The 25,167-nt window shown below is 63.6% G+C and carries 18 protein-coding genes and 1 pseudogene; 11 read left to right on the plus strand and 8 right to left on the minus strand.

The annotated features are described in order from the left end of the window. Positions 1-3: 3 nt before the first annotated feature. The 3 genes from acnD to prpD all read left to right on the plus strand — a co-directional run bounded on the left by acnD (position 4) and on the right by prpD (position 5,519). On the plus strand, positions 4-2,598 hold the full coding sequence (acnD, locus tag TO66_RS09565) for a Fe/S-dependent 2-methylisocitrate dehydratase AcnD (RefSeq protein ID WP_044462106.1): 2,595 nt from the start codon (positions 4-6) through the stop codon (positions 2,596-2,598). Positions 2,599-2,659: 61 nt separating this feature from the next. Next, positions 2,660-3,850, plus strand: coding sequence for a 2-methylaconitate cis-trans isomerase PrpF (gene prpF / locus TO66_RS09570; RefSeq protein WP_044462107.1), 1,191 nt, complete (start codon positions 2,660-2,662; stop codon positions 3,848-3,850). A gap of 184 nt (positions 3,851-4,034) precedes the next feature. Further along, positions 4,035-5,519, plus strand: a complete 1,485-nt coding sequence (prpD, locus tag TO66_RS09575; protein WP_044462108.1) for a 2-methylcitrate dehydratase — start codon at positions 4,035-4,037, stop codon at positions 5,517-5,519. Between the two features lie 48 nt (positions 5,520-5,567). Here the strand turns inward: prpD and TO66_RS09580 are convergent, their stop codons facing one another. Next, positions 5,568-6,386, minus strand: coding sequence for a pyruvate, water dikinase regulatory protein (locus TO66_RS09580; protein WP_044462109.1), 819 nt, complete (start codon positions 6,384-6,386; stop codon positions 5,568-5,570). A gap of 174 nt (positions 6,387-6,560) precedes the next feature. On the opposite strand from TO66_RS09580, the gene ppsA reads away from it, so the two are divergent. The 8 genes from ppsA to TO66_RS09620 all read left to right on the plus strand — a co-directional run bounded on the left by ppsA (position 6,561) and on the right by TO66_RS09620 (position 14,713). Next, the gene (gene ppsA / locus TO66_RS09585; RefSeq protein WP_044462110.1) at positions 6,561-8,936 is read left to right on the plus strand and encodes a phosphoenolpyruvate synthase; all 2,376 of its coding nucleotides are present in this window, start codon (positions 6,561-6,563) and stop codon (positions 8,934-8,936) included. A gap of 99 nt (positions 8,937-9,035) precedes the next feature. Continuing rightward, the gene (locus tag TO66_RS09590) at positions 9,036-10,025 is read left to right on the plus strand and encodes an alpha/beta fold hydrolase (RefSeq protein WP_044462111.1); all 990 of its coding nucleotides are present in this window, start codon (positions 9,036-9,038) and stop codon (positions 10,023-10,025) included. A gap of 266 nt (positions 10,026-10,291) precedes the next feature. Next, entirely contained in the window at positions 10,292-10,783 is a 492-nt protein-coding gene (rraA, locus tag TO66_RS09595; RefSeq protein WP_044462112.1) for a ribonuclease E activity regulator RraA, read from the plus strand. A gap of 24 nt (positions 10,784-10,807) precedes the next feature. Then, positions 10,808-11,803: a zinc transporter ZntB gene (locus TO66_RS09600; RefSeq protein WP_044462113.1), complete on the plus strand. Its 996-nt coding sequence runs from the start codon at positions 10,808-10,810 to the stop codon at positions 11,801-11,803. Positions 11,804-11,866: 63 nt separating this feature from the next. Further along, complete coding sequence (locus TO66_RS09605) at positions 11,867-12,112, plus strand: hypothetical protein (RefSeq protein ID WP_044462114.1); 246 nt, start codon at positions 11,867-11,869, stop codon at positions 12,110-12,112. Positions 12,113-12,114: 2 nt separating this feature from the next. Further along, a complete protein-coding gene (locus TO66_RS09610; RefSeq protein ID WP_044462115.1) occupies positions 12,115-12,939 on the plus strand; it encodes a mechanosensitive ion channel family protein in 825 nt (274 codons plus the stop codon). Positions 12,940-13,028: 89 nt separating this feature from the next. After that, complete coding sequence (gene sigX / locus TO66_RS09615; RefSeq protein ID WP_044462116.1) at positions 13,029-13,619, plus strand: RNA polymerase sigma factor SigX; 591 nt, start codon at positions 13,029-13,031, stop codon at positions 13,617-13,619. 107 nt (positions 13,620-13,726) lie between these two features. Further along, positions 13,727-14,713, plus strand: a complete 987-nt coding sequence (locus TO66_RS09620; RefSeq protein WP_044462117.1) for an OmpA family protein — start codon at positions 13,727-13,729, stop codon at positions 14,711-14,713. A gap of 77 nt (positions 14,714-14,790) precedes the next feature. Here TO66_RS09620 and cobA read toward each other — a convergent pair whose 3' ends face one another. From cobA to TO66_RS09655, 7 genes and pseudogenes are all read right to left on the minus strand, one after another. Beyond that, a complete protein-coding gene (cobA, locus tag TO66_RS09625) occupies positions 14,791-15,540 on the minus strand; it encodes a uroporphyrinogen-III C-methyltransferase (protein WP_044462118.1) in 750 nt (249 codons plus the stop codon). 10 nt (positions 15,541-15,550) lie between these two features. Next, positions 15,551-18,268, minus strand: a complete 2,718-nt coding sequence (locus tag TO66_RS09630) for a nitrate reductase (protein WP_044462119.1) — start codon at positions 18,266-18,268, stop codon at positions 15,551-15,553. Between the two features lie 8 nt (positions 18,269-18,276). Continuing rightward, a pseudogene (locus TO66_RS09635) lies at positions 18,277-19,506 on the minus strand (NAD(P)/FAD-dependent oxidoreductase); the annotation flags it as partial. Positions 19,507-19,915: 409 nt separating this feature from the next. Beyond that, positions 19,916-21,586 (minus strand): bifunctional protein-serine/threonine kinase/phosphatase, encoded by a 1,671-nt coding sequence (locus TO66_RS09640; protein WP_044462120.1) that lies wholly within the window; start codon positions 21,584-21,586, stop codon positions 19,916-19,918. 7 nt (positions 21,587-21,593) lie between these two features. Beyond that, positions 21,594-22,805, minus strand: coding sequence for a NarK/NasA family nitrate transporter (locus tag TO66_RS09645; RefSeq protein ID WP_044462121.1), 1,212 nt, complete (start codon positions 22,803-22,805; stop codon positions 21,594-21,596). Positions 22,806-23,147: 342 nt separating this feature from the next. After that, positions 23,148-23,723, minus strand: coding sequence for an ANTAR domain-containing response regulator (locus tag TO66_RS09650; protein WP_044462122.1), 576 nt, complete (start codon positions 23,721-23,723; stop codon positions 23,148-23,150). 15 nt (positions 23,724-23,738) lie between these two features. Then, the gene (locus TO66_RS09655; RefSeq protein ID WP_044462123.1) at positions 23,739-24,950 is read right to left on the minus strand and encodes a CmpA/NrtA family ABC transporter substrate-binding protein; all 1,212 of its coding nucleotides are present in this window, start codon (positions 24,948-24,950) and stop codon (positions 23,739-23,741) included. Positions 24,951-25,167: the final 217 nt, after the last annotated feature.

A 25,167-nucleotide genomic window follows, 5' to 3' on the forward strand; every position in this document is an offset into this window, starting at 1 on the left:
ACGATGAACACTGAATTCCGTAAACCGTTACCCGGCACCCGCCTGGACTATTTCGACACCCGCGCGGCCGTCGAGGCGATCCAGCCCGGTGCCTACGACACCCTGCCGTACACCTCGCGGGTGCTCGCGGAAAACCTGGTGCGTCGCTGCGATCCGGCGACCCTGAACGCTTCCCTGAAACAGTTGATCGAGCGCAAGCGCGACCTCGACTTCCCGTGGTTCCCGGCGCGCGTGGTGTGCCACGACATTCTCGGCCAGACCGCCCTGGTGGACCTGGCCGGCCTGCGCGATGCCATCGCCGACCAGGGCGGCGACCCGGCCCAGGTCAATCCGGTGGTGCCGACCCAGTTGATCGTCGACCACTCGCTGGCGGTGGAATGCGGCGGCTTCGACCCGGACGCGTTCGCCAAGAACCGCGCCGTGGAAGACCGGCGCAACGAAGACCGTTTCCACTTCATCAACTGGACCAAGAAGGCCTTCAAGAACGTCGACGTGATTCCGCCGGGCAACGGCATCATGCACCAGATCAACCTGGAGAAAATGTCGCCGGTGATCCAGGCCCGCGACGGCGTGGCGTTCCCCGACACCTGCGTCGGCACCGACAGCCACACCCCGCACGTGGATGCCCTGGGCGTGATCGCCATCGGTGTCGGCGGCCTGGAAGCCGAGAGTGTGATGCTCGGCCGCGCGTCCTGGATGCGCCTGCCGGAAATCGTCGGCGTCGAGCTGAGCGGCAAGCTGCAACCGGGCATCACCGCCACCGACATGGTGCTGGCGCTGACCGAATTCCTGCGCCAGCAGAAGGTGGTCGGCGCCTACCTGGAGTTCTTCGGCGAAGGCGCCGCGGCGTTGACCCTGGGCGACCGCGCGACCATCTCCAACATGGCCCCGGAATACGGCGCCACCGCGGCGATGTTCTACATCGACCAGCAGACCATCGACTACCTCAAGCTCACTGGCCGCGAAGAGCAGCAGGTGCAACTGGTCGAAACCTATGCCAAGCAGACCGGCCTGTGGGCCGACAGCCTGAAAGGCGCGCAATACGAGCGCGGCTTGCGCTTCGATTTGTCCTCGGTGGTGCGCAACATGGCGGGTCCGAGCAACCCCCACGCCCGGGTAGCCACCAGCGACCTGGCGGCCAAGGGCATCGCCGGCCAGTGGCAGGAGGTGCCGGGGCAGATGCCCGACGGCGCGGTGATCATTGCCGCCATCACCAGCTGCACCAACACCAGCAACCCGCGCAACGTGATCGCCGCCGGCTTGCTGGCGCGCAATGCCAACAAGCTCGGCCTGACCCGCAAGCCCTGGGTCAAGTCGTCACTGGCGCCGGGTTCCAAGACCGTAGCCATGTACCTGGACGAAGCCGGCCTGACCCATGAACTGGAGCAACTGGGCTTCGGCGTCGTGGCCTTTGCCTGCACCACGTGCAACGGCATGTCCGGCGCCCTGGACCCGGTGATCCAGAAAGAGATCATCGACCGCGACCTGTATGCCACCGCCGTGCTGTCGGGCAACCGCAACTTCGACGGACGCATCCACCCCTATGCCAAGCAGGCGTTCCTTGCGTCGCCGCCGCTGGTGGTGGCCTATGCGATTGCCGGGACCATCCGTTTCGACATCGAGAAGGACGTGCTGGGCCTGGACGCCAGCGGCAAGGAAATCCGCCTCAAGGACATCTGGCCGAGCGACGAAGAGATCGACGCGGTGGTCAAGGCTTCGGTGAAACCGGAGCAGTTCCGCCAGGTGTACATCCCGATGTTCGCCGTCCATGAAGACACCGGGCCGAAGGTCGAGCCGCTGTACGACTGGCGCGAGATGAGCACCTACATCCGCCGTCCGCCGTACTGGGAAGGCGCCCTGGCCGGTGCGCGCAGCCTGACCGGCATGCGCCCGCTGGCGGTGCTGCCGGACAACATCACCACCGATCACCTGTCGCCGTCCAACGCCATCATGCTGGACAGCGCGGCCGGCGAGTACCTGGCGAAAATGGGCCTGCCGGAAGAGGACTTCAACTCCTACGCGACCCACCGCGGCGACCACCTGACCGCCCAGCGCGCGACCTTCGCCAACCCGAAACTGTTCAACGAAATGGTCCAGGAAGGCGGCAAGGTCAAGCAGGGCTCGCTGGCGCGGATCGAGCCGGAAGGCCAGGTCACGCGGATGTGGGAAGCGATCGAAACCTACATGCAGCGCAAGCAGCCGCTGATCATCATCGCCGGTGCCGACTACGGCCAGGGCTCGTCCCGTGACTGGGCGGCCAAGGGCGTGCGCCTGGCCGGTGTGGAGGCCATCGCCGCCGAAGGCTTCGAGCGTATCCACCGTACCAACCTGGTGGGCATGGGCGTGTTGCCGCTGGAGTTCAAGCCGGGCACCGATCGCAAGACCCTGGGCATCGACGGCACCGAAACCTTCGATGTGGTGGGCGAGCGCAAGCCGCGGGCGACCCTGACCCTGGTGATCCACCGCAAGAACGGCGAGCGGATCGAGGTGCCGGTGACCTGCCGTCTCGACACCGCCGAGGAGGTCTCGATCTACGAGGCGGGCGGCGTGCTGCAACGCTTTGCCCAGGACTTCCTTGAATCGGCTGTCGCCAGTTAAGTGACGTACCGGGGGCGGGCCGCAAGGCGCCGCCCTCGGTCTTTATCAGGACCAGAAATCCATGGCTTTCGTACCTCAGATCAAGATTCCCGCCACCTACATGCGCGGCGGCACCAGCAAGGGCGTGTTCTTCAACCTGCAAGACCTGCCCGAGGCTGCGCAGTTGCCGGGCGCGGCCCGCGATGCGTTGCTGCTGCGGGTGATCGGTAGCCCCGACCCCTATGACAAGCAGATCGACGGCATGGGCGGCGCCACGTCCAGCACCAGCAAGACGGTGATCCTGTCGAAAAGCATCAAGCCCGATCACGACGTGGATTACCTGTTCGGCCAGGTGGCCATCGACAAGCCTTTCGTCGACTGGAGCGGCAATTGCGGCAACCTGTCGGCGGCGGTCGGCTCCTTCGCTATCAGCAGCGGCCTGGTGGCGGCCGAGCGTGTTCCGCAGAATGGCGTGGCCGTGGTGCGTATCTGGCAGGCCAATATCGGCAAGACCATCATCGCCCATGTGCCGATGAGCAACGGCGCGGTGCAGGAAACCGGCGATTTCGAACTGGACGGCGTGACCTTCCCGGCAGCCGAGGTGCAGCTGGAGTTCCTGGACCCGGCGGCCGAGGAAGAGGGCGCCGGCGGTTCGATGTTCCCCACCGGCAACCTGGTGGACGACCTGGAGGTGCCGGGCGTCGGTACATTCAAGGCGACCCTGATCAATGCCGGGATCCCAACCATCTTCATCAATGCCGGCGACGTCGGTTATCGCGGCACCGAGTTGCAAGGCGATATCAACGGCGACCCCAAGGCGCTGGCGATGTTCGAGACCATTCGCGCCCATGGCGCGCTGCGCATGGGGCTGATCCAGCACCTGGACGAAGCGGCCAAGCGCCAGCACACGCCGAAGGTCGCCTTTGTCGCGCCACCCGCGGATTACCAGGCCTCCAGCGGCAAGGCGGTGCAAGCCGGCGATGTCGATCTGCTGGTGCGCGCGCTGTCCATGGGCAAGCTGCACCACGCGATGATGGGCACCGCCGCGGTGGCCATCGGCACCGCGGCGGCGATCCCCGGCACCCTGGTCAACCTGGCGGCCGGTGGCGGCGAGCGCAGCGCGGTGCGTTTCGGTCACCCGTCGGGGACCTTGCGGGTCGGCGCGGAAGCCGTGCAGGACAACGGCGAATGGAGTGTGACCAAGGCCATCATGAGCCGCAGCGCGCGGGTCCTGATGGAAGGCTGGGTACGTGTTCCCGGCGACGCTTTCTAAGAAATACACCACCCTTGTAGGAGCGAGCTTGCTCGCGATAGCGATACCCGGCTGGCCATCGATGTCGACAGTCCATCCGTCATCGCGAGCAAGCTCGCTCCTACAATAGGGATTATAAAAATCACCCGATCAGCCTGACCTCGAGGATGCAACCACCCCCAAACCCTTGATGGAGTGAACTGCCATGAGCGCCAATGTCGATCTGAACGACCGCCCCGATTACGACCAGGTCCTGCAGGACATCGCCGACTACGTCCTGGACTACCGGATCGAGTCCCGCGAGGCCCTGGATACCGCGCGCAACTGCTTGATGGACACCCTCGGCTGCGGCCTGCTGGCCCTGCGTTTTCCCGAATGCACCAAGCACCTGGGGCCGATAGTGGAGGGCACGGTCGTGCCGTTCGGCGCGCGGGTGCCGGGCACGAGTTGGCGCCTGGACCCGGTCAAGGCGGCCTGGGACATCGGCTGCATCGTCCGCTGGCTGGACTACAACGACACCTGGCTCGCCGCCGAGTGGGGGCATCCATCCGACAATCTCGGTGGCATTCTCGCGGTGGCCGATCACCTCTCGCAAAAACGCGCGGCCAACGGCGAGGCGCCGCTGACCATGCGCAGCGTGCTCGAGGCCATGATCATGGCCCATGAAATCCAGGGGGTGATTGCCCTGGAAAACGCCTTCAACCGGGTCGGGCTGGACCATGTGCTGCTGGTGAAAGTCGCCTCGACCGCGGTCGCCGCCAAATTGCTGGGCGCCAACCGCGAGCAACTGCTGGCGGCCCTGTCCCAGGCCTTTGTCGACGGCCAGGCGCTGCGTACCTACCGCCATGCGCCGAACGCCGGTTCGCGCAAGTCCTGGGCGGCGGGGGACGCCTCCAGTCGCGGTGTGCGCCTGGCGGACATTGCCCTGCGCGGCGAAATGGGCATTCCGGGGGTATTGAGCGCGCCGCAGTGGGGCTTCTACGACGTGCTGTTCAGCCATACCAACAAGGACCTGGCGCTCAAGCCGCAGGACCGGCGGCGCTTCAGCTTCTCGCAGAAGTACGGCAGCTATGTGATGGAGAATGTGCTGTTCAAGATCAGCTTCCCGGCCGAGTTCCATGCGCAAACCGCCTGCGAGGCCGCGGTCACCCTGCACCCGCTGGTCAAGGATCGCCTGCATGAGATCGACCGGATCGTCATCACCACCCATGAGTCGGCGATTCGCATCATTTCCAAGGTCGGTCCGCTGGCCAACGCCGCCGACCGCGACCATTGCCTGCAGTACATGACCGCGGTGCCGCTGGCGTTCGGCAACCTGGTGGCCGAGCACTATGAGGACGCGTTCCACGCCGCCCATCCGATCATCGATCAGTTGCGCGAGAAGATGCAGATCGTCGAGGAGCCACGTTTCACCCGCGAGTACCTGGAAGCCGACAAGCGCTCCATCGCCAACGCGTTGCAGGTGTTCTTCAAGGACGGTTCGGCTACCGAACAGGTGGTGGTGGAGTACCCGCTCGGCCATCGCCGGCGTCGCGCCGAGGGTATTCCGTTGCTGGAGGCCAAGTTCAAGGCCAATCTCGCCACGCGCTTCACCGCCCAGCGTTCGGCGCAGATCTTCGCCTTGTGCAAGGATCAGGCGCGGCTGGAGGCCACGGCGGTGCATCGGTTCCTGGAGCTGTGGGTGATCTGAAGGGCAAGGCGGACCGTCGGTTCGGTCCGCCTTCTGTCGGAAAAAAACTTATTTGAAACGCCGTTCGACGCCTTTTTCCACCAGGATCTTGGCCGAGATCTCTTCCACCGAAAAATGCGTGGAATTGATGTGCGGAATGTTCTCGCGACGGAACAGGTTTTCCACCTCGCGCACCTCGAACTCGCACTGGGCGTAGCTCGAATAGCGGCTGTTGGGCTTGCGTTCGTTACGGATGGCGGTGAGCCGGTCGGGGTCGATGGTCAGGCCGAACAGCTTGTGCTGGTGGGCGCGCAGGGCGGCCGGCAACTGCAGGCGCTCCATGTCGTCTTCGGTCAGCGGGTAGTTGGCAGCGCGGATGCCGAATTGCATGGCCATGTACAGGCAGGTTGGCGTCTTGCCGCAGCGCGACACGCCCACCAGGATCAGGTCGGCCTTGTCGTAGTAGTGGGTGCGGGCGCCGTCGTCGTTGTCGAGGGCGAAGTTCACGGCCTCGATCCGCTCCATGTAGTTGGAGTTGCCGCCGATCGAATGGGACTTGCCGACCGAGTACGAGGAATGCTCGCTCAGCTCCAGTTCCAGCGGGGCGAGGAAGGTCGAGAAGATATCGATCATGAAACCATTGGACGTTGCGAGGATCTCACGGATGTCCTGATTGACGATGGTGTCGAAGATGATCGGGCGAAATCCGTCCTTTTCGGCGGCCATGTTGATTTGTTGTACCATGGCGCGCGCTTTGTCGACGCTGTCGATATAAGGCCGCGTGAGTTTGCTGAAGGTGATGTTTTCGAACTGCGCCAGGAGGCTCTGGCCGAGGGTTTCAGCCGTGATGCCGGTACCGTCGGAGATAAAGAAAGCAGATCGTTTCATTTGCACCTTGGGCCTTAAGCTAGTGACGAATCTTGGATATGATAGGCGCGATTTGCCGGCCTCCAATGGCCCGCATTCTCACTTATTTTCCAGGTCCAGGCCATACAGCCGGCATGCGCTCCCCCGAGTAGCCGGCTTCTGAGCTTTTCCAACACAGTTAGTGGAGAGATCACCTTGGTAGAGTACGTAGTTTCCCTCGATAAGCTCGGCGTCCATGATGTAGAGCATGTGGGGGGCAAGAACGCATCCCTGGGCGAGATGATCAGTAACCTCGCAGGTGCCGGCGTATCGGTGCCTGGGGGCTTTGCCACGACGGCTCAGGCCTATCGTGATTTTCTCGAGTTGAGCGGTCTGAACGACCAGATCCACGCTGCCCTCGACGCCCTGGACGTCGATGACGTGAACGCCCTGGCCAAGACCGGCGCGCAGATCCGCCAATGGATCATGGAAGCCGAGTTCCCCGAGCGTCTGAACACCGAAATTCGTGCCGCGTTCGCCGAAATGTCCCAGGGCAACCCGAACATGGCCGTTGCCGTACGCTCCTCGGCCACCGCCGAAGACTTGCCGGATGCCTCCTTCGCCGGCCAGCAGGAAACCTTCCTCAATATCCGTGGCGTCGACAACGTCATTCGCGCCGCCAAGGAAGTCTTCGCTTCCCTGTTCAACGATCGCGCCATTTCCTACCGCGTGCACCAGGGTTTCGACCACAAGCTGGTCGCCCTGTCCGCTGGCGTGCAGCGCATGGTCCGTTCGGAAACCGGCACCGCCGGCGTGATGTTCACCCTCGACACCGAGTCGGGCTTCCGTGACGTGGTCTTCATCACTGGCGCCTACGGCCTGGGTGAAACCGTGGTCCAGGGCGCCGTGAACCCGGACGAGTTCTACGTCCACAAGAACACCTTGCAAGCCGGTCGCCCGGCCATCCTGCGCCGCAACCTGGGCAGCAAGGCGATCAAGATGATCTACGGCGAAGAGGCGAAGGCCGGTCGCTCGGTCAAGACCGTCGACGTCGACCCGGCCGATCGCGCGCGTTTCTGCCTGACCGACGCCGAGGTCAGCGAGCTGGCCAAGCAGGCCATGATCATCGAGAAGCACTACAAGTGCCCGATGGACATCGAATGGGCCAAGGACGGCGACGACGGCAAGCTGTACATCGTCCAGGCCCGTCCGGAAACCGTGAAGAGCCGCACCCAGGCCAACGTCATGGAGCGCTACCTGCTGAAAGAAACCGGCACCGTGCTGGTGGAAGGCCGTGCCATCGGCCAGCGCATCGGTGCCGGCAAGGTGCGGATCATCAAGGACGTGTCGGAGATGGATAAGGTCCAGGTCGGCGACGTACTGGTGTCCGACATGACCGATCCGGACTGGGAACCGGTGATGAAGCGCGCCAGCGCCATCGTGACCAACCGCGGCGGTCGTACCTGCCACGCCGCGATCATCGCCCGCGAGCTGGGAATTCCGGCCGTGGTCGGTTGCGGCAATGCCACCCAGCTGTTGAAAGACGGCCAGGGCGTGACGGTCTCCTGTGCCGAAGGCGACACCGGCTTCATCTTCGAAGGCGAACTGGGCTTCGACGTGAAGAAGAACTCCGTCGATGCCATGCCTGAGCTGCCGTTCAAGATCATGATGAACGTCGGCAACCCGGACCGCGCCTTCGACTTCGCCCAGCTGCCGAACGCCGGCGTGGGCCTGGCCCGCCTGGAATTCATCATCAACCGCATGATCGGCGTGCACCCCAAGGCCCTGCTGAACTACGCCGGCCTGCCGCTGGACATCAAGGAAAGCGTGGACAAGCGCATCGCTGGCTACCACGACCCGGTCGGCTTCTATGTCGACAAGCTGGTCGAAGGCATCAGCACCCTGGCCGCGGCGTTCTGGCCGAAGAAGGTCATCGTGCGCTTGTCGGACTTCAAGTCCAACGAGTACGCCAACCTGATCGGCGGCAAACTCTACGAGCCTGAAGAAGAAAACCCGATGCTGGGTTTCCGCGGCGCTTCGCGTTACATCAGCGAATCCTTCCGCGACTGCTTCGAGCTCGAGTGCCGCGCCCTCAAGCGTGTGCGCAACGACATGGGCCTGACCAACGTCGAAATCATGGTGCCGTTCGTCCGCACCCTGGGCGAAGCCAGCCAGGTGGTCGACCTGCTGGCCGAAAACGGCCTCAAGCGCGGTGACAACGGCCTGCGCGTGATCATGATGTGCGAGCTGCCTTCCAACGCGATCCTGGCCGAAGAGTTCCTCGAATACTTCGACGGCTTCTCCATCGGCTCCAACGACCTGACCCAGTTGACCCTGGGCCTGGATCGCGACTCGGGCATCATCGCGCACCTGTTCGACGAGCGTAATCCGGCGGTCAAGAAGCTGCTGGCCAATGCCATCGCCGCGTGCAACAAGGCCGGCAAATACATCGGTATCTGCGGCCAGGGGCCATCCGACCACCCGGACCTGGCCAAGTGGCTGATGGAGCAGGGGATCGAAAGCGTCTCGCTGAACCCGGACTCCGTGCTGGAAACCTGGTTCTTCCTGGCCGAGGGCCAGGGCGCGGTCTGATCGGAATGAAGCGCCGGTCAGCCCAGGGCAGGCCGGCGCTTTGAGATTCAAGTAGGGCGGGCTCCATCCGGATGCCGCCCTTTTTTGTGCAAGAAGATTATGCAAAGCAGCAGCAACTTATTTCCCGTCGCCTTGATCAGTGCCGAACGTCGGGGCGACCTGAGCGAGGATGTCTATCGCCTCAAGCCCGGCAACAGCCCGGACGCCACGGTCGAACTGGCTGTCACCCGCCTGGGGATGGCGGACAAGGCCGAATCCTGCGGTGTTCCGGTGATCCTGCTGCACGGCAGTTTCTCCAACCGGCGTTTCTGGTATTCGCCCAAGGGCATCGGCCTGGGGGCTTATCTGGCGCGTCAGGGGTTCGATGTATGGATCCCCGAGATGCGTGGCCACGGCCTGTCGCGACGCAATGCCGACTATCGCAAGAACCGTGTGGCGGACTACGCGCAATACGATCTGCCCGCCATCGGCGCTTTTGTGCGTGAGCAAAGCGGGCAGATTCCACACTGGATCGGCCATTCCCTGGGTGGTATCACCCTGGCCGCGGCCTTGGGCGGGCAATACCTGGGGGAGCCCGCGGTGGCGTCGGTGGCCCTGTTCGGTTCGCAAGTCAGCCGCACCTATTGGCCGCTGAAAATCCCGGCGGTGGAGTGGGGCGGTCGGTTCATCCTCAAGCGTTTTGCCCAGCTTTCCGGTTCGCGCCTCAAGCGCGGCCCCGAGGACGAGCCCATTGGCCTGGCGCTGGAGAGCCTGCGCTGGTACGGGCTGTTCGGACGTTTTGGCGATGGCAAGAAAGACTGGTGGGCCGGTTTGTCGGATGTGTCGATGCCGGTACTGGCGGTGAGCGCCACCGGTGACCATCAGGACCCTGCCTGGGCTTGTCGCAAGCTGCTCGAGCAGATCGGCTCCGAGCACAAGCAGTTTGTCTGCCTGGGACGCGAACAAGGATTCAGCAGCAATTTCGGCCATGTCGAGATGCTGGTCAGCAAAGCCGCCCAGGCCGAAGTCTGGCCTGTGGTCGCGCGGTGGTTGCAGGATCCACAAAGCGCGTTGCTGGCGCCAAGTGCCGAACTGGCTGCCGCGAGTTGAGTGCGTAGGCCCTGAAAAGGGCATTTCGTTCCGAGGCGCTTGCGGCTAAGATATGACGCATTTGGCGGTTCTGGTCATATTCAGTCGGCGGTTCGGCAAGTTGTTCGTGCCGAGCCGGTCCGCTGAAATCGGCGTATGGTGGGCCGGATAGAGGAACGAGGGGCCGGGACGAAGTTAAACCTTCAGGGGCCGCACTCGTATCTCTTCGTATGAACCCTGCAAATTTCGACACCGCGACGTGTTCTTTCCATTACAGGAGTTGTTCGATGAATCATTACCTCACGCCAGACCTGTGCGATGCCTATCCGGAACTGGTGCAGGTGCTTGAACCGATGTTCAGCAATTTCGGTGGCCGCGATTCCTTCGGCGGCGAAATCGTGACCATCAAATGCTTCGAAGACAACTCGCTGGTCAAGGAACAGGTCGAGCTCAAGGGCCATGGCAAGGTGCTGGTGGTCGACGGTGGCGGTTCCCTGCGTCGCGCGTTGCTGGGCGATATGCTGGCCGAAAAGGCGGCGAAGAACGGTTGGGAAGGGCTGGTGATCTACGGCTGCATTCGTGACGTCGATGTGATCGCGCAAACCGACCTGGGTGTCCAGGCGCTGGCCAGCCACCCGATGAAGACCGACAAGCGCGGTATTGGCGATCTCAACGTAGCGGTGACTTTCGCCGGGGTGACATTCCGTCCGGGCGAGTATGTCTACGCCGACAACAATGGCGTGATCGTTTCGCCAAGCCCGTTGAAAATGCCTGAATAAACGGTCGACCAACAAGGGATGAGGATGTTCGAGGAAGACAACGCGCAATGGGGGCTGGTACATGCCCTGGTGTTGGACGGTAAAGGTGGTGCGCGTGCGATTGCCCGAACTGAACTGGACGACCTGCGGCTGCAACCCCAAGAAAGCCTTTGGCTGCATTGGGATCGCAGCCATCCGCAGACCCAGACCTGGCTGCGCCGATCCAGCGGCCTGAGTGGCTTCAGCTGTGACCTTCTACTCGAGGAAAACACCCGGCCGCGCTTGCTGGCGCTGCCGGATTGCGAGTTCCTGCTGTTTTTGCGGGGCATCAACCTCAACCCCGGTGCCGAACCGGAAGACATGGTTTCGGTGCGCATTTTCGGCTCTGCCCAACGGGTGATCTCCCTGCGCTTGCGGCCATTGCGTGCGACCGACGAGTTGCTGGTGCAGTTGGCTGAAGGCAAGGGACCGAAAAATGCCTCCGAACTCATCCTTTATATGGCCGAGTACCTGACCCATAAAGTGCAGGATCTGGTCAGCGACCTCTCTGAAGTGGTCGATGCCGAGGAAGAAAAGCTGGATGCCGACGAACGGTATACCCCCGAGCACAGCAATATCCTGCAGATCCGCCGGAGGGCTGCCGGGCTCAAGCGTTTCCTCGCTCCGCAGCGGGATATTTTCGGGCAGCTCAGCCGTATCAGGCTGCCTTGGTTCGCCGATGACGATGGCGATTACTGGAACGAATTGAACAACAGCCTGACCCGTTACCTGGAAGAGCTCGAATTGACCCGGGAGCGCGTGGGGCTTGTGCTGGAGGCCGAAGACCGGCGCTTGAGCGTGCGCATGAATCGCATCATGTTCCGCTTCGGGATCATCACCGGAATCTTCTTGCCGATGAGTTTTCTGGCCGGATTGCTGGGGATCAACGTAGGAGGCATTCCGCTTTCCAACAGCCCCTACGGATTTCTGGTCGCCTGCCTGCTGATGGCGCTGGTCGCGCTGGGGCAATGGTGGTTATTCCGACGTTTGCGCTGGGTCTGACGATGAACCATGTGACCCGAAGAAAATTGACTGCGTCTTTCACAGACATATCGAGAGGTGCGTATGCACGATCCTTTTGAACAGTCGTTGCGTGACATGCTCAAGGCCACGCCGTCCACCCGGGACGACGATGCCTGCCTGGGCCGCGTGCTGAAAACCGCCAACCGGCAGGTGGGGGCGGGGGATCTGTTCAGCCTGCTCGGCCGTTGGTTGCCCGCGCTGATGATTGCTCTGAACAACGGATCGGCCCATATCTCGCCGGTTTCCCGTCGAAAATCTACTGCTCGCACTGCTGATAAGGCTGATTGAATATGGAACTTGATCTCTGGACTCAGAGCCTCGTCACTGCGATGACCGCCTTGTGGACCAAGGTCGCGAACTTCATTCCCAACCTGTTTGGCGCGCTGGTCGTGCTGTTGTTGGGGTTCGTGGTCGCCAAGCTGCTGGATACCCTGCTTTCGAAATTGCTCGCCAAGCTGGGCCTCGACCGCCTGATGGGTGGCACCGGCCTGACTAAACTGCTGTCCCGTGCGGGTTTGCAGGTGCCGATCTCTACCTTGATCGGTAAAATCGTGTATTGGTTCGTTCTGCTGATTTTTCTGGTTTCTGCTGCAGAATCTCTTGGTCTTGAGCGAGTTTCGGCTACGCTCGACATGTTGGCGTTGTACGTACCGAAGGTTTTCGGTGCTGCGCTGGTGCTGTTGGTGGGGGTATTGCTGGCGCAACTGGCCAATGGGTTGGTGCGCGGAGCGGCCGAAGGGGTCGGTCTGGATTACGCCAGTGGCCTGGGGCGAATCGCCCAGGGGTTGGTGATCATCATCAGTATTTCCGTTGCGATCAGTCAGTTGGAGGTCAAGACCGACCTGCTCAACCATGTGATCGTGATCGTTTTGATTACCGTTGGTCTGGCTGTTGCCTTGGCCATGGGGCTGGGAAGCCGGGATATTGCTGGTCAGATTCTTGCGGGAATCTATGTGCGTGAGTTGTACCAGGTTGGGCAACAAGTGCGAGTTGGCGAGGTCGAAGGGCAGATCGAGGAGATCGGCACGGTTAAAACTACATTGCTGACCGACGAGGGTGAGCTAGTCTCCCTCTCCAATCGGATCCTGCTGGAGCAGCATGTAAGTAGCCGCTAACCCGGCAAACCCTGCTAATGTATGCCGCCGCAAAAATGCCCTTGCCTGGGCTGCGGTGGACATTGACCTGACTGTCGGCCCGACTCGTTTTGAATAAAGCCCAATCGCTATCCACGCGCTATGACCCCCGTGAGCTCTCTGACGAGGAGTTGGTTGCGCGTTCGCACACGGAGCTGTTTCACGTAACGCGTGCGTATGAAGAGTTGATGCGACGCTATCAGCGAACCCTCTTCAACGTTTGTGCGCGTTATTTGGGGAACGATCGTGACGCGGACGATGTCTGTCAGGAGGTGATGTTGAAGGTGCTGTATGGCCTGAAGAACTTCGAGGGGAAATCGAAGTTCAAGACATGGCTCTATAGCATCACGTACAACGAATGCATCACTCAGTACCGGAAAGAACGGCGAAAGCGTCGGTTGATGGATGCGTTAAGTCTTGATCCCCTTGAGGAAGCGTCTGAAGAAAAGGCGCCGAAACCTGAGGAGAAGGGCGGGCTTGACCGCTGGTTGGTGCATGTGAACCCGATTGATCGGGAAATTCTGGTGCTACGTTTTGTCGCAGAGCTGGAATTTCAGGAGATCGCAGACATCATGCACATGGGGTTGAGTGCTACGAAAATGCGGTACAAGCGTGCGCTTGATAAATTGCGTGAGAAATTTGCAGGCATTGCTGAAACTTAGTTCGGCGCAAATATCTCTTACGTCTAGGTAAGTTCTGATAGACTTACCGCCGAGTTGTCCCCCGGTATGTGGGACTGCTTTACAATCACCAGATGGGGATTTAACGGATGAAACTGAAAAACACCTTGGGCATTGCCATTGGTTCTATTGTTGCCGTGACTTCGTTCGGCGTTCTGGCGCAAGGCCAAGGCGCGGTCGAGGGTGAACTGTTTTACAAAAAACAGTACAACGACAGCGTTAAGCACATCGAAGACGGCTTCAACCCAGGCGCCCGCATCGGCTACTTCCTGACCGATGACCTGTCGTTGGACCTGAACTACGACAAAACCAACCACACCCGTTCGAACGACGGCACTGGCAACCAGAAGATCAAGGGTGACACCGGCAGCCTGCTGGCTACCTACCACTTCGGTCAGGCTGGCGTAGACTCCCTGCGTCCATACGTTTCGGGTGGTTTCGGTCACCAGAGCCGTACCAACGTACAGGCTGACGGCCACAGCGGTCGCGACCAGTCGACCCTGGCTATCGTTGGTACCGGTGTTAAGTACTACTTCACCGACAACCTGTTCGCTCGTGCCGGCGTTGAAGCCGACTACGCAATGGACAACGGCAAGTGGGACTACTCCGCTCTGGTTGGTCTGGGTGTGAACTTCGGCGGCAACGCTGGCAAGGTCGCTCCAGCTCCTGCTCCAGTTCCGGAGCCAACTCCAGAGCCAGAAGCTCCGGTTGCTGAAGTTGTTCGCGTTGAGCTGGACGTCAAGTTCGACTTCGACAAGTCGGTCGTGAAGCCTAACAGCTACGCTGACATCAAGAACCTGGCTGACTTCATGAAGCAGTACCCACAGACCACCACCGTTGTTGAAGGTCACACTGACTCCGTCGGTCCTGACGCTTACAACCAGAAACTGTCTGAGCGTCGTGCAAACGCCGTTAAGCAAGTTCTGACCAGCCAGTACGGTGTTGAGTCGAGCCGCGTTCAATCCGTCGGCTACGGTGAGTCCCGCCCAGTTGCTGACAACGCAACTGAAGCTGGCCGCGCTGTAAACCGTCGCGTAGAAGCGCAGGTTGAAGCACAAGCTCAACAAGCTCAGTAATCTGTAGCTTGCAGCTTTGAAAAACCCGGCCTCGGCCGGGTTTTTCTTTGTCTGCGATTTGCGTGAAGAGACGCGGATCAGGCCGACTTGGCCGTCCCGCAAAGCGCAGCCAGTTGTGCGCCATACGCAGCGACTTCGCCAACGACCAGGATGGCCGGGCTTTTGAGTCCGAAGGCCTGGGCATCATCGCGCAGGGTGTCCAGGGTGCTTCGGCATAGCCGCTGCTCGGGCAGGGACGCGTTCTCGATCATGGCCACCGGTGTTTGCGGCGCCAGCCCTCCGGCGACCAGCTGTTCACGGATTTCCGCCAGTTTGGCCACCCCCATGTAAATCACCAGCGTCGTGCCGCTTTGCGCCAGGGCCTGCCAGTTCAGGCTGCTGTCATCCTGGGTATGGGCGGTGATCAGGGTGACGCCACGGGCGATACCGCGCAGGGTCAGCGGGATGCCGCATTGAGTCGCTCCGGCCAAGCCGGCGGTGATGCCATTCACCAATTCCACGTCGATTCCCCTTTCCTGCAGCCACTGCGCTTCCTCGCCGCCGCGGCCAAAGATGCACGGATCACCGCCCTTGAGGCGCACCACGCACTTGTCTTGCCGGGCGTAGCGCAGCATCAGCCGGTGAATGAACGCCTGGGGCGTCGAGCGACAGCCTCCGCGTTTGCCTACGGCAATGACCCGCGCCTGCGGGCAGTGTTCCAGCACCGCCGGATTCACCAGGTCGTCGATCAGCACCACGTCGGCACCGCCCAGGGCTCGCACGGCCTTGAGGGTCAGCAGTTCAGGATCGCCAGGGCCCGCGCCCACCAGCCAGACTTTTGTGCTCATGTTTATTTCCTCACAGAGGGATTGCGACGGGCTGTGCCGAGGTGGCCAGCAGACGTTTTATTTCGGGGACGCAGGAGCCGCATTGAGTGCCACAGCCCAGTTCCTGTTTCAGGCCGTCCAGGTCCAGGCCGCGGGAAATCCCGGCACAGACCGCGCTCTGGCTGACGTTCTTGCAGTTGCACAAGGTCTTGCCGGTCGTGGCGATCAGCCCGACCGCTGCCGGCGGAGTGCTTATCGGCGCCAGTAGCCAGCGCCGCAATTGCTCGTCGGCCTCGCCTTCCAGCCACAGGTTCCGCAACCAGTGCTGGGCCAGGGTTTCACCGGCCAGGCGGATGGCGGTGATTCGCCCCTGATCGAGGCGTACCCGTTTGCCGATGGCGCGCCGGGGATCGTCATAGGCCAGGACCGGGCCTGCGCTGAGCCCCAGCAACTGGTCGATATCCTCGATCAATTGTGGTGCCGCAGGCTCGGGATTGGCCGCGCGCAGCAGCAGGGCCGGGCGATCGCGCCCGGCCAGGCTCAGGCTGACATAGGCGAAGCTTTCGCAGAGTGGGCGCAGGGCCTCGAAGTGCTGTTGTACGTTGCCTTCGATCAGGACGAACAGCTGCCATGGCAGGTGCACCGGTTCCAGGCGGACACCGCTGTGCTTGAGTTCCGGCTGCTTGGACAACGGGTCGAAGGCCGGTTGGGTCACGGCGTTGATGCCGCCCTTGAGAAAACGATCGCCCCAATGCATCGGCAGAAAAGCCTGGCCCGGGCGTACGCTGTCGTCGTCGGTCACGGCGACGATCACGCTGCCGCGACGGCTTTTCAGCGATACCAGGTCGCCGGGTTTCAGGTTCTGGTGGCGCAGTTCGTCCGGATGCAGGCCCAGGACCGCTTCGCTCACATGTCCGAACAGCTGGGCCGCGGTGCCGGTGCGGCTCATGCCGTGCCATTGATCGCGCAGGCGGCCGGTGATCAGGGTCAGGGGGAATCGCGCGTCCCGCTGTTCCTTGGCCGCCCGGTACGGGTCGCTGATGAAATGCGCCCGCCCGCTGGCGGTCGGAAAGCGGCCGTCAACGTACAGCCGTGGTGTTCCTTGCCCGGCACCGGCGGGGAGAGGCCATTGCTGTGGGCCCAACCGGTCGATCAGCGCGTGACTGATGCCGCACAGGTCCAGGTCGCGACCGCGGGTCAGCCATTTGTACTCTTCGAACACCTGTGCCGGCGTATCCAGGGCGAACAGGCTCGGCCGGCCCGGACGCAGGCGTCGTTCCAGGCGTCGGGCGAAGTCCAGGGTAATGGCCCAGTCCGCCCGTGCTTCGCCGGGGGCGGCCACGGCGCGGCGCACATGGGAGATGCGCCGTTCCGAGTTGGTCACGCTGCCTTCCTTCTCGCCCCAGCTGGCGGCGGGCAGCAGCAGGTCGGCGAACGCCGCGGTCTCGGTGGTGCGGAAGGCCTCTTGCAGGACCACGAACGGGCAGGCCAGCAACGCCTCGCGCACGGCGTTCTGGTCGGGCAGCGATTGCGCCGGGTTGGTGCAGGCGATCCACAGCGCCTTGATCTTGCCGCCGCGCAATTGCTCGAACAGTTCGATGGCGCTCAGGCCGGGGTTGGCCGGCAACTGCTCGACTCCCCAATAGGCCGCGACTTCGGCCCGGTGTTGCGCATTGGCCGCGTCGCGATGCCCCGGCAGCAGGTTCGACAGGCTCCCGGTTTCCCGGCCACCCATGGCATTCGGCTGGCCGGTGAGGGAGAAGGGGCCGGCCCCTGGGCGGCCGATCTGTCCGGTGGCCAGGTGCAGGTTGATCAGCGCGCTGTTCTTTGCGCTGCCGGCGCTGGACTGGTTCAGCCCCATGCACCACAGCGACAGGAAGCTCGGCGAGGTGCCGACCCATTCGGCGCACTGGCGCAACTGCGCGACGCTGATGCCGCACAGTTGCGCGACCCTGTGCGGGCTGTAGTCGTGGACCAGGTCCTTGAGTTCGGCGAAACCCTCGGTATGGGCCGCGATGAAATCGCGATCGATCCAGTCCTGCCACAGCAGCAGGTGCAGGATGCCGTGGAACAGCGCGACGTCGGTGCCGGGCAGGATCGCCAGGTGCAGGTCGGCCAGTTCGCAGGTGTCGGTGCGCCGCGGGTCGATGACGATCACTTTCATCTGTGGCCGCAGGCGCTTGGCCTGCTCCAGGCGCCGGAACAGCACCGGGTGGGCATAGGCCATGTTGCTGCCGACGATCATCACGCAGTCGCTCAGCTCGATGTCTTCGTAGCTGCAGGGCGGTGCGTCGGCGCCCAGGCTGCGCTTGTAGCCGACCACCGCCGAGGACATGCACAGCCGCGAATTGCTGTCGATATTGTTGGTGCCCACCAGGGCCCGGGCCAGCTTGTTGAAGGCGTAGTAATCCTCGGTGAGCAGTTGCCCGGAGATGTAGAAGGCCACGCTGTCCGGGCCGTGCTCGGCGATGGTCTCGGCGAACACGTTGGCCGCATGTTCCAGGGCGCTGTCCCAATCCGTGCGGGCGCGGGCCAGGGCCTTGCCCAGGCGCAGCTCCGGGTACAGGGCGCGTGCGGCGAGGTCGCCGGTCAGGTGCAGGGTGGAGCCCTTGCTGCACAGTTTGCCGTGGTTGGCCGGGTGGCTCGGGTCGCCGGTCACGCCAAGAATGCGTTCGCCGTCGTGCTCGATCAGCACGCCACAGCCAACGCCGCAGTAGCAGCAGGTCGAGGCGGTCGTCTGGCTTTTCATCGGTCGGCATCCCCCAGGGCCTGCTCCATGCCACTTGAGCCGCCGAACATCAGGTGGTCGCGGATTTCGCCGATGGCGTGCTTCTCGCGGATCTGCCGGAAGTACCAGCCGCCGTCGGCGGTGTCGCCGTACAGGCAGGCGCCGACCAGCACGTCGTCCTTGATCACCAGCTTTTTGTACACGCCGCCGATGGGATCGGAGAGGGTGATGGTCTCGGTGCCTTCGCCGCCCATGAAATCGCCGGCGGAGAACAGGTCGATGCCGGTGACTTTCAGCTTGGTCGAGGTCACCGAGCCCTGGTAGCGGGCGAAGCCCAGTTGCGCCAGGTGGTTGGCGCAGACCTTGGCCTGCTCGAACAGCGGGGCCATCAGGCCATAGGCAATGCCGCGGTGGCTGGCGCATTCGCCGATCGCGTAGATGCGCGGGTCGTTGGTTTGCAGGGTGTCGTTGACCAGGATCCCGCGGCTGCAAGGCAAGCCGGCGCGTTCCGCCAGTTCGGTATTGGGGCGGATGCCGGCGGCCATCACCACCAGGTCGGCGGGAATGACGTCGCCATGCTTGAACTGCACCGAGCCGACCCGGCCATTGCCCGCGTCATGCAGGGCCTGGGTCTGTTCGCCGAGGCGGAATTTCAGGCCGCGGCTTTCCAGGGCGCTTTGCAGCAACTGGCCGCTGGTCTGGTCCAGTTGCCGATCCAGCAGCCATTCGCCGATGTGCACCACGGTCACGTCCATGCCGCGCAGCATCAGGCCGTTGGCGGCTTCCAGGCCGAGCAGCCCGCCGCCGATGACCACTGCGTGCTGGTGGGTCTTGGCGGTATCGATCATCGCCTGGGTGTCGGCGATGTCGCGGTAGCCGATCACCCCCCGCAGGTCGTTGCCGGGAATCGGCAGGATGAACGGGGTCGAACCGGTGGCGATCAGCAGGCGGTCGTATGCGGCTTCGCTGCCGTCTTCGGCGATTACACGGCGCCTGGTGCGGTCGATCTGCACCACCTTGCGGTTGAGCAGCAGCTTGATGCCGTTTTCCTGGTACCAGCCAAGGTCGTTGAGCACGATCTCTTCGAAGGTCTGTTCGCCGGCCAGCACCGGGGACAGCAGGATGCGGTTGTAGTTGGCGTGGGGTTCGGCGCCGAAGACCGTGATCTCGTATAGCTCGTCGCTCAGCTTGAGCAGTTCCTCCAGGGTGCGGACCCCGGCCATGCCGTTGCCGATCATCACCAGCTTGAGTTTTTTCATGTCGATCTCCGCGTAGACAGGCTGCCGCTCACGGTGGGCCGGGCCTGGCTCGATAAACGTTGCGCAAACAAAAAAGGCGCCTCGCCAGTTGCCTGGTGAGGACGCCTTTGTCCGGTCCCGTTCTCTCGGGAATACCCACCCTTCGTCGTTGAAGGCCGGGTGGTATGTGCTGTGGGGAGAGTCAATGCAGCGCTTGTGCCAAGTTGCGCCAACCACGGTTTCAGTGCAGGCGCGGCGGTTTTCGGGCGTGGCGAGGGCAAAACCGCACCGATTCAAAGCGCCTTGCCCATTTGCGGAGCATCTGTGTGGTCTGCCAGACCCACAGGGTCGTCTGGCCTGGCGACCGCGGAGTTCCGTAAACCTGGCCACTCGACCTGCATGATTCACACCGTCGTTTGGCTTGGGGCTGTCAGTGATGCAGGAACAGGTAGAGCAACAACAGGTTGAGCAGCAGCGAGGCCAGTGCCAGGGTGCGCCAGACCTTCAGCGGTTCGCGTTCCAGCAGTGGGCGAGGGCGGACGCTGAGGCTGCGGCGCTCGCCCTGTTCGAGGACCAGCAGCCACTCTTCGGCGGTTTCGTAGCGCTGCGCCGGATCGGCCTGCAACGCGCGGTCCAGGCTCTGTTCGAGCCAGTCCGGCAGGTCCGGCCGATAGCGGCTGGCGCTGATTGGCGTGGTGAAGCGCGGTCGCTGGAAGGCTTCGATTTCGCCGTAGGGAAAATGTCCGGTCAGCAGCCGATACAGGGTCACACCCACGGCATAGAGATCTTGCCGGGGGCACGGCGCCGCGCCGCCGAAGGCTTCCGGGGCGATATAGCTCGGGGTGCCGGGCAGCAGGTGCGCCTGGTCTTCCGACAGGCCCGGGCAATAGGCCAGGCCGAAATCCAGCAGGCGCAGTTCGCCGTCGTCGCCGAGCAGCAGGTTTTCCGGCTTGATGTCGCGGTGCAGGATCTGCCGCCGGTGCAGCAGGCCCACGGCGCGCAGCAGGCGCTCGGCCAGGTCCTGCCATTGCGGCAGCGGCAGGGGGCCCTGTTGCTTCAGCGAGTCGGCCAGGGTGATGCCCGGGTATTCGCGCATCACGTAATACAGGTGCTGGCGGGCGGTCGCGGCATGCACTTCGGGAAAGTGCCGGCCGGCCACCCGGCGCAGGAACCACTCTTCCGACAGCAGCGATTGCCCGGCCTGGTGATCGTTGTGCAGGTGGCCGGGCAGGGTTTTCAGCAACCAGGGTTGTCGCTGCGTGTCATGCACCCGGTACAACAGCGATTGCTGGCTGTGCCCGAGCACCTCGGTGACCCGCCAGCCCTCGAAGTCCTGGCCGGGCCTGAGGGCGGGCGGCAGCGGCCATTGCTGCAAGTGGATCAGCGCATCGCCAATGGAGCTTGCGCCCAGGGCGTCGACCCTTACCAGCAGCGCGCTGGCATTGTCCTGGCTACCGGCCAGGTGCGCGGCGCTGACCAGGGTCTGCACCGCGTCGTCGAGGTCGGGCTGATCGCGCAGGATGGCGGCGATGGCGGTGTCGCCCAGGGTGGCCCAGACCCCGTCGCTGAGCATCAGGAAGCTTTCGTTCTCCCGCAATTCGCCGTCGAGGAAATCCACCACCAGGTGCTGGTCCAGGCCCAGCGCGCGCTTGAGCACATGCTGCATGCCGGGCTGGTCCCAGACATGATCGATGCTGATGCGTTGCAACTGCTCGGCGTGCCAGCGGTAGACCCGGCAGTCGCCGACATGGGCCAGGGTGAAGCGCCGGCCCCGCAGCACCAGGGCGCTGACTGTGGTCAGCAGCGGCTGGCCGCCGCCGTTGGCCTGCAGCCAGCGGTTCTGCGCCAGCAGCAGGCGTTCCAGGGCCTGGGCCACGGCCCAGGTTTCCGGGGTGGCGTAGTAATCCAGGGCCAGCGCCTGCAAGGTCGAGCGCGCGGCCAGGCCGCCGTCGGCGCACTGGCTGACGCCATCGGCGATGGCGAACAGCAGGCCCTTGCTGGCGGCCAGGGCCGGTGCCGGGGTGACCAGGCGCAGGGCGTCCTGGTTTTCCGCGCGCGGGCCGATAGCGCTGGCCTGGGCGTGGCTCAGTCGCAGGCTCATGGGAGCTTCAGACCCGTGCCGCGGTGACGGCGGCGGAGCCCCAGGTGGTTCTCCAGCGACGTTTCACCCCATGCAGGCCGAACCAGGCCAGCACCCCGAGGCTGGCGAACAGCCACAAGGCCAATTGATAGCTGCCGGTGCTCTGCTTGATCGCCCCCATGCCCGCCGCCAGGGCAAAACCGCCGATGCCGCCGGCCATGCCGATCAACCCGGTCATCACCCCGATCTCGCGGCGGAAACGTTGCGGCACCAGTTGGAATACCGCGCCGTTGCCGGCCCCGAGGCCGAGCATGGTGCACACGAACAGCGCCAGCGCCGCATAGGAGCTTGGCAGGTTGAAGCCGACCGCGGCGATGCACACCGCCGCGACGCTGTACATCACCAGCAGGGTACGGATACCGCCGAAGCGATCGGCCAGGGCGCCGCCCAGCGGGCGCATCAGGCTGCCGCCGAACACACAGGCTGCGGTGTAGTAGCCGGCGGTGACCGGGCTCAGGCCGTACTGGTCGTTGAAGTAGCCGGGCAGGGCGCTGGCCAGGCCGATGAAGCCGCCGAAGGTCACGCTGTAGAAGAACATGAACCACCAGCTGTCACGGTCGCCCAGGGCCTTGAAGTAGTCGGCCATGGATTTGGCCCTGGGCCGTTGCGGAGCGTTCCTGGCCAGCCAGGCGAACAGCCCGAGGGTCAGCACCAGCGGGATCAGGGCGAAGCCGAACACATTGCCCCAGCCAAACACCCCGGCCAGCAACGGCGCGAACAGCGCCGCGAACACCGTGCCGGAGTTGCCGGCCCCGGCGATACCCATGGCCTTGCCCTGATGCTGTGGCGGATACCATTGCGAGGCCAGCGGCAGGGCCACGGCGAACGAGGCGCCGGCCATGCCCAGGAACAGTCCCAGCAGCAGGGCCTGTTCGTAGCTGTGGATGCCCAGCTGCCAGGCGCAGAACAGCGCGCCGATGACAATCACCTGGCCGATCAGCCCGGCGGTCTTGGGCGACAGGCGATCGGCCAGCAGGCCCATGGCGAAGCGCAGCACGGCGCCGGCCAGGATCGGCGTCGCCACCATCAGCCCGCGCTGCTGGGTGGTCAGTTGCAGGTCGGTGGCGATCTGCACGGCCAGCGGGCCGAGCAGGTACCAGACCATGAAGCTCAGGTCGAAATAGAGAAAGGCCGCGAACAGGGTCGGGGTGTGGCCGGATTTCCAGAAGCTTGAATTCATCGCGCACCTCAGCTGTAAAGAATCTCGAAAGAAGTCATGAGCTTTCAGGTGGGGCGCCGTTGACGGCCGCTCCACCGGCCCCGGGCTGTGGGGCCAAAACGCAAAAGACGCCGCCACCCGTTTCGCCGGAGCGAGCAGGGTGGGCGACGTCTTTGTCGTAGGTGGGGCAACCGCCGTTGGTTACCTGTGGTGATTACATAGCCAGATCTGTGCCAAGAGCTGGCGTGCCGTTGTCCCCTATCGCGGGCAAGCTTCGCTCCTACGGTTCGCAGTGATCTGTAGGAGCGAGCGGGCGGCGATCCGACTTGCCCGCGATAGGGCCGTATTGGCGCGTCGAAGATTTCAGCCGAGCAACTCGTTCATGGCGATGATCTGCTCCGCCACCTGGATCAGCTTCTGCTGCCGGCTCATGGCCTGGCGGCGCATCAGGGTGTAGGCCTGTTCTTCGTTGCAATCTTTCATTTTCATCAGCATGCCCTTGGCCAGCTCGATGCGCTTGCGCTCGGCCAGTTGCTGGTCGCGGGCCTGCAGTTGTGCGCGCAGGGCCTGGTCGCTCTCGAAGCGGGCCATGGCCACGTCGAGGATGGGTTGCAGGCGCTGGGCCTGGATGCCCTCGACTATGTAGGCACTGACCCCGGACTTGATGGCGTGGCGCATCACGTTCGGGTCGTGCTCGTCGGTGAACATCACGATCGGCCGCGGCTGGTCGCGGCTGACCAGCACCACTTGCTCCAGCACATCGCGGCTCGGTGACTCGGTATCGATCAGGATCACGTCCGGGCGCACCGTTTCGACGCGCGCCGGCAGGTCGATAGTCAGGCCCGATTCGTCGATCACCTCGAAGCCGGCTTCCGTCAGGGCCGCCTTGAGCCGCCCGACCTTCCTGGCGGTGTCGTTGATCAGCAGGATACGCAGCATGGTCTCAGGCTCCTGTCAGCGACTGGCGAGAAGAGGCGAGCTGTCGCTCATGGCATGCAACGGGAAGCTGCGGGCATAGGCGGCCGGGTCCGAGCCGTCCCAGCGCTTGCCGTCGATCAGCTGGCTGCTGCGCATGTCCTGGCCCCAGGACGCCACGCCGACGGCGGTGGCGGCCTCGCGATAGAGCGCCAGTTGCTGTACCTGTTGCGCGACGCCAAGGTAATCCGGGTCTTCGCGCAACAGGCCCCAGCGGCGGAACTGGGTCATGAACCACATGCCGTCGGACAGATAAGGCAGGTTGACCGCGCCGCCGTCGTGAAAACGCAGGGCGTGGGGATCCTGCCAGTGGTTGCCGAGGCCATCGGTGTATTCGCCATGCAGGCGCGGCTCGATGCAGGCCAGCGGCGCGTCGAGGTAGGCGCTGGCGCTCAGCAGCTGTGCGGTGCTTTGGCGGTTTTCGCGGCTCTGTTCGATGAAGCGGCTGGCCTCGAGCACCGCCATCACCAACGCGCGCGCGGTGTTCGGGTACTGCTCGACGAAGGCGCGGGTGCAGCCGAGGACTTTTTCCGGGTGGTCCGGCCAGATCGCCTGGCTGGTGGTCAGGGTGAACCCCAGTTCCTGGCTGACCGCGCTGGCGCTCCAGGGCTCACCCACGCAGAAGCCGTCGATACGCCCGGCCTGCAGGTGCGCGACCATCTGCGGCGGCGGTACCACCACGCTGTCGACGTCCCGCAACGGGTGGATGCCCTGGGCGGCCAGCCAGTAATACAGCCACATGGCATGGGTGCCGGTGGGGAAGGTCTGGGCGAAGGTCAGCCTTGCCCGGCTTTGGTGCACGTGGCTGTACAGCGCTTCAGGACTGTTCACGTTCAGGGCCTGCAGCTCGCGCGACAGGTTGATGCTCTGGCCGTTCTGGTTCAGGCCCATTAGCACCGCCATGTCGCTGGCGTTGACCCCGCCGATGCCCAGGTGCACGGCGTAGACCAGGCCATACAGGCAGTGGGCGGCATCCAGTTCGCCGCTCACCAGCTTGTCGCGCAGGCTGGCCCAGGATGCCTGGCGCTTGAGGTTCAGGGTCAGGCCGTAGGGCTGGGCGAAGCCCTGGGTGGCGGCGACCACCACCGAGGCGCAGTCGCTCAGGGCCATGAAGCCGAGATCGATGGTGGTCTTTTCCGGGGCATCGCTGCCGTTGACCCAGGCCAGCGGGCTGACGGGGAGTTCATTCATGGGGGACCGTCCCTAAAAAGCGGCATAAAAAAACGTCGTACCCCCGGGCCAGGCGGAGCCGGGCCGGGTGACGACGCCTTTGTCTTGCGCCCCCGCACCGTCTTTGGCATGGGGACCGATGGAGGTTGTGGTGCAAGGCATATGCCATTGGCCACCGATTTCACCGCGTGCCTCGCCTGCGGGCCCGATGCCCGGCTATAATCGCCGCCTTATTTCG

The sequence above is a fragment of the Pseudomonas sp. MRSN 12121 genome (genome assembly GCF_000931465.1).
Lineage (GTDB): Bacteria > Pseudomonadota > Gammaproteobacteria > Pseudomonadales > Pseudomonadaceae > Aquipseudomonas.

Excerpts from the sequence above, each read along its gene's own strand:
- prpD (WP_044462108.1), top strand. The coding sequence starts at position 4,035 with ATGAGCGCCAATGTCGATCTGAACGACCGCCCCGATTACGACCAGGTC.
- cobA (WP_044462118.1), bottom strand. The coding sequence starts at position 15,540 with ATGAGCACAAAAGTCTGGCTGGTGGGCGCGGGCCCTGGCGATCCTGAA.
- rraA (WP_044462112.1), top strand. The coding sequence starts at position 10,292 with ATGAATCATTACCTCACGCCAGACCTGTGCGATGCCTATCCGGAACTG.
- TO66_RS09655 (WP_044462123.1), bottom strand. The coding sequence starts at position 24,950 with ATGAATGAACTCCCCGTCAGCCCGCTGGCCTGGGTCAACGGCAGCGAT.
- TO66_RS09610 (WP_044462115.1), top strand. The coding sequence starts at position 12,115 with ATGGAACTTGATCTCTGGACTCAGAGCCTCGTCACTGCGATGACCGCC.
- TO66_RS09645 (WP_044462121.1), bottom strand. The coding sequence starts at position 22,805 with ATGAATTCAAGCTTCTGGAAATCCGGCCACACCCCGACCCTGTTCGCG.
- TO66_RS09605 (WP_044462114.1), top strand. The coding sequence starts at position 11,867 with ATGCACGATCCTTTTGAACAGTCGTTGCGTGACATGCTCAAGGCCACG.
- TO66_RS09580 (WP_044462109.1), bottom strand. The coding sequence starts at position 6,386 with ATGAAACGATCTGCTTTCTTTATCTCCGACGGTACCGGCATCACGGCT.
- TO66_RS09590 (WP_044462111.1), top strand. The coding sequence starts at position 9,036 with ATGCAAAGCAGCAGCAACTTATTTCCCGTCGCCTTGATCAGTGCCGAA.
- TO66_RS09600 (WP_044462113.1), top strand. The coding sequence starts at position 10,808 with ATGTTCGAGGAAGACAACGCGCAATGGGGGCTGGTACATGCCCTGGTG.
- TO66_RS09650 (WP_044462122.1), bottom strand. The coding sequence starts at position 23,723 with ATGCTGCGTATCCTGCTGATCAACGACACCGCCAGGAAGGTCGGGCGG.
- TO66_RS09630 (WP_044462119.1), bottom strand. The coding sequence starts at position 18,268 with ATGAAAAGCCAGACGACCGCCTCGACCTGCTGCTACTGCGGCGTTGGC.
- TO66_RS09640 (WP_044462120.1), bottom strand. The coding sequence starts at position 21,586 with ATGAGCCTGCGACTGAGCCACGCCCAGGCCAGCGCTATCGGCCCGCGC.
- acnD (WP_044462106.1), top strand. The coding sequence starts at position 4 with ATGAACACTGAATTCCGTAAACCGTTACCCGGCACCCGCCTGGACTAT.
- prpF (WP_044462107.1), top strand. The coding sequence starts at position 2,660 with ATGGCTTTCGTACCTCAGATCAAGATTCCCGCCACCTACATGCGCGGC.
- TO66_RS09620 (WP_044462117.1), top strand. The coding sequence starts at position 13,727 with ATGAAACTGAAAAACACCTTGGGCATTGCCATTGGTTCTATTGTTGCC.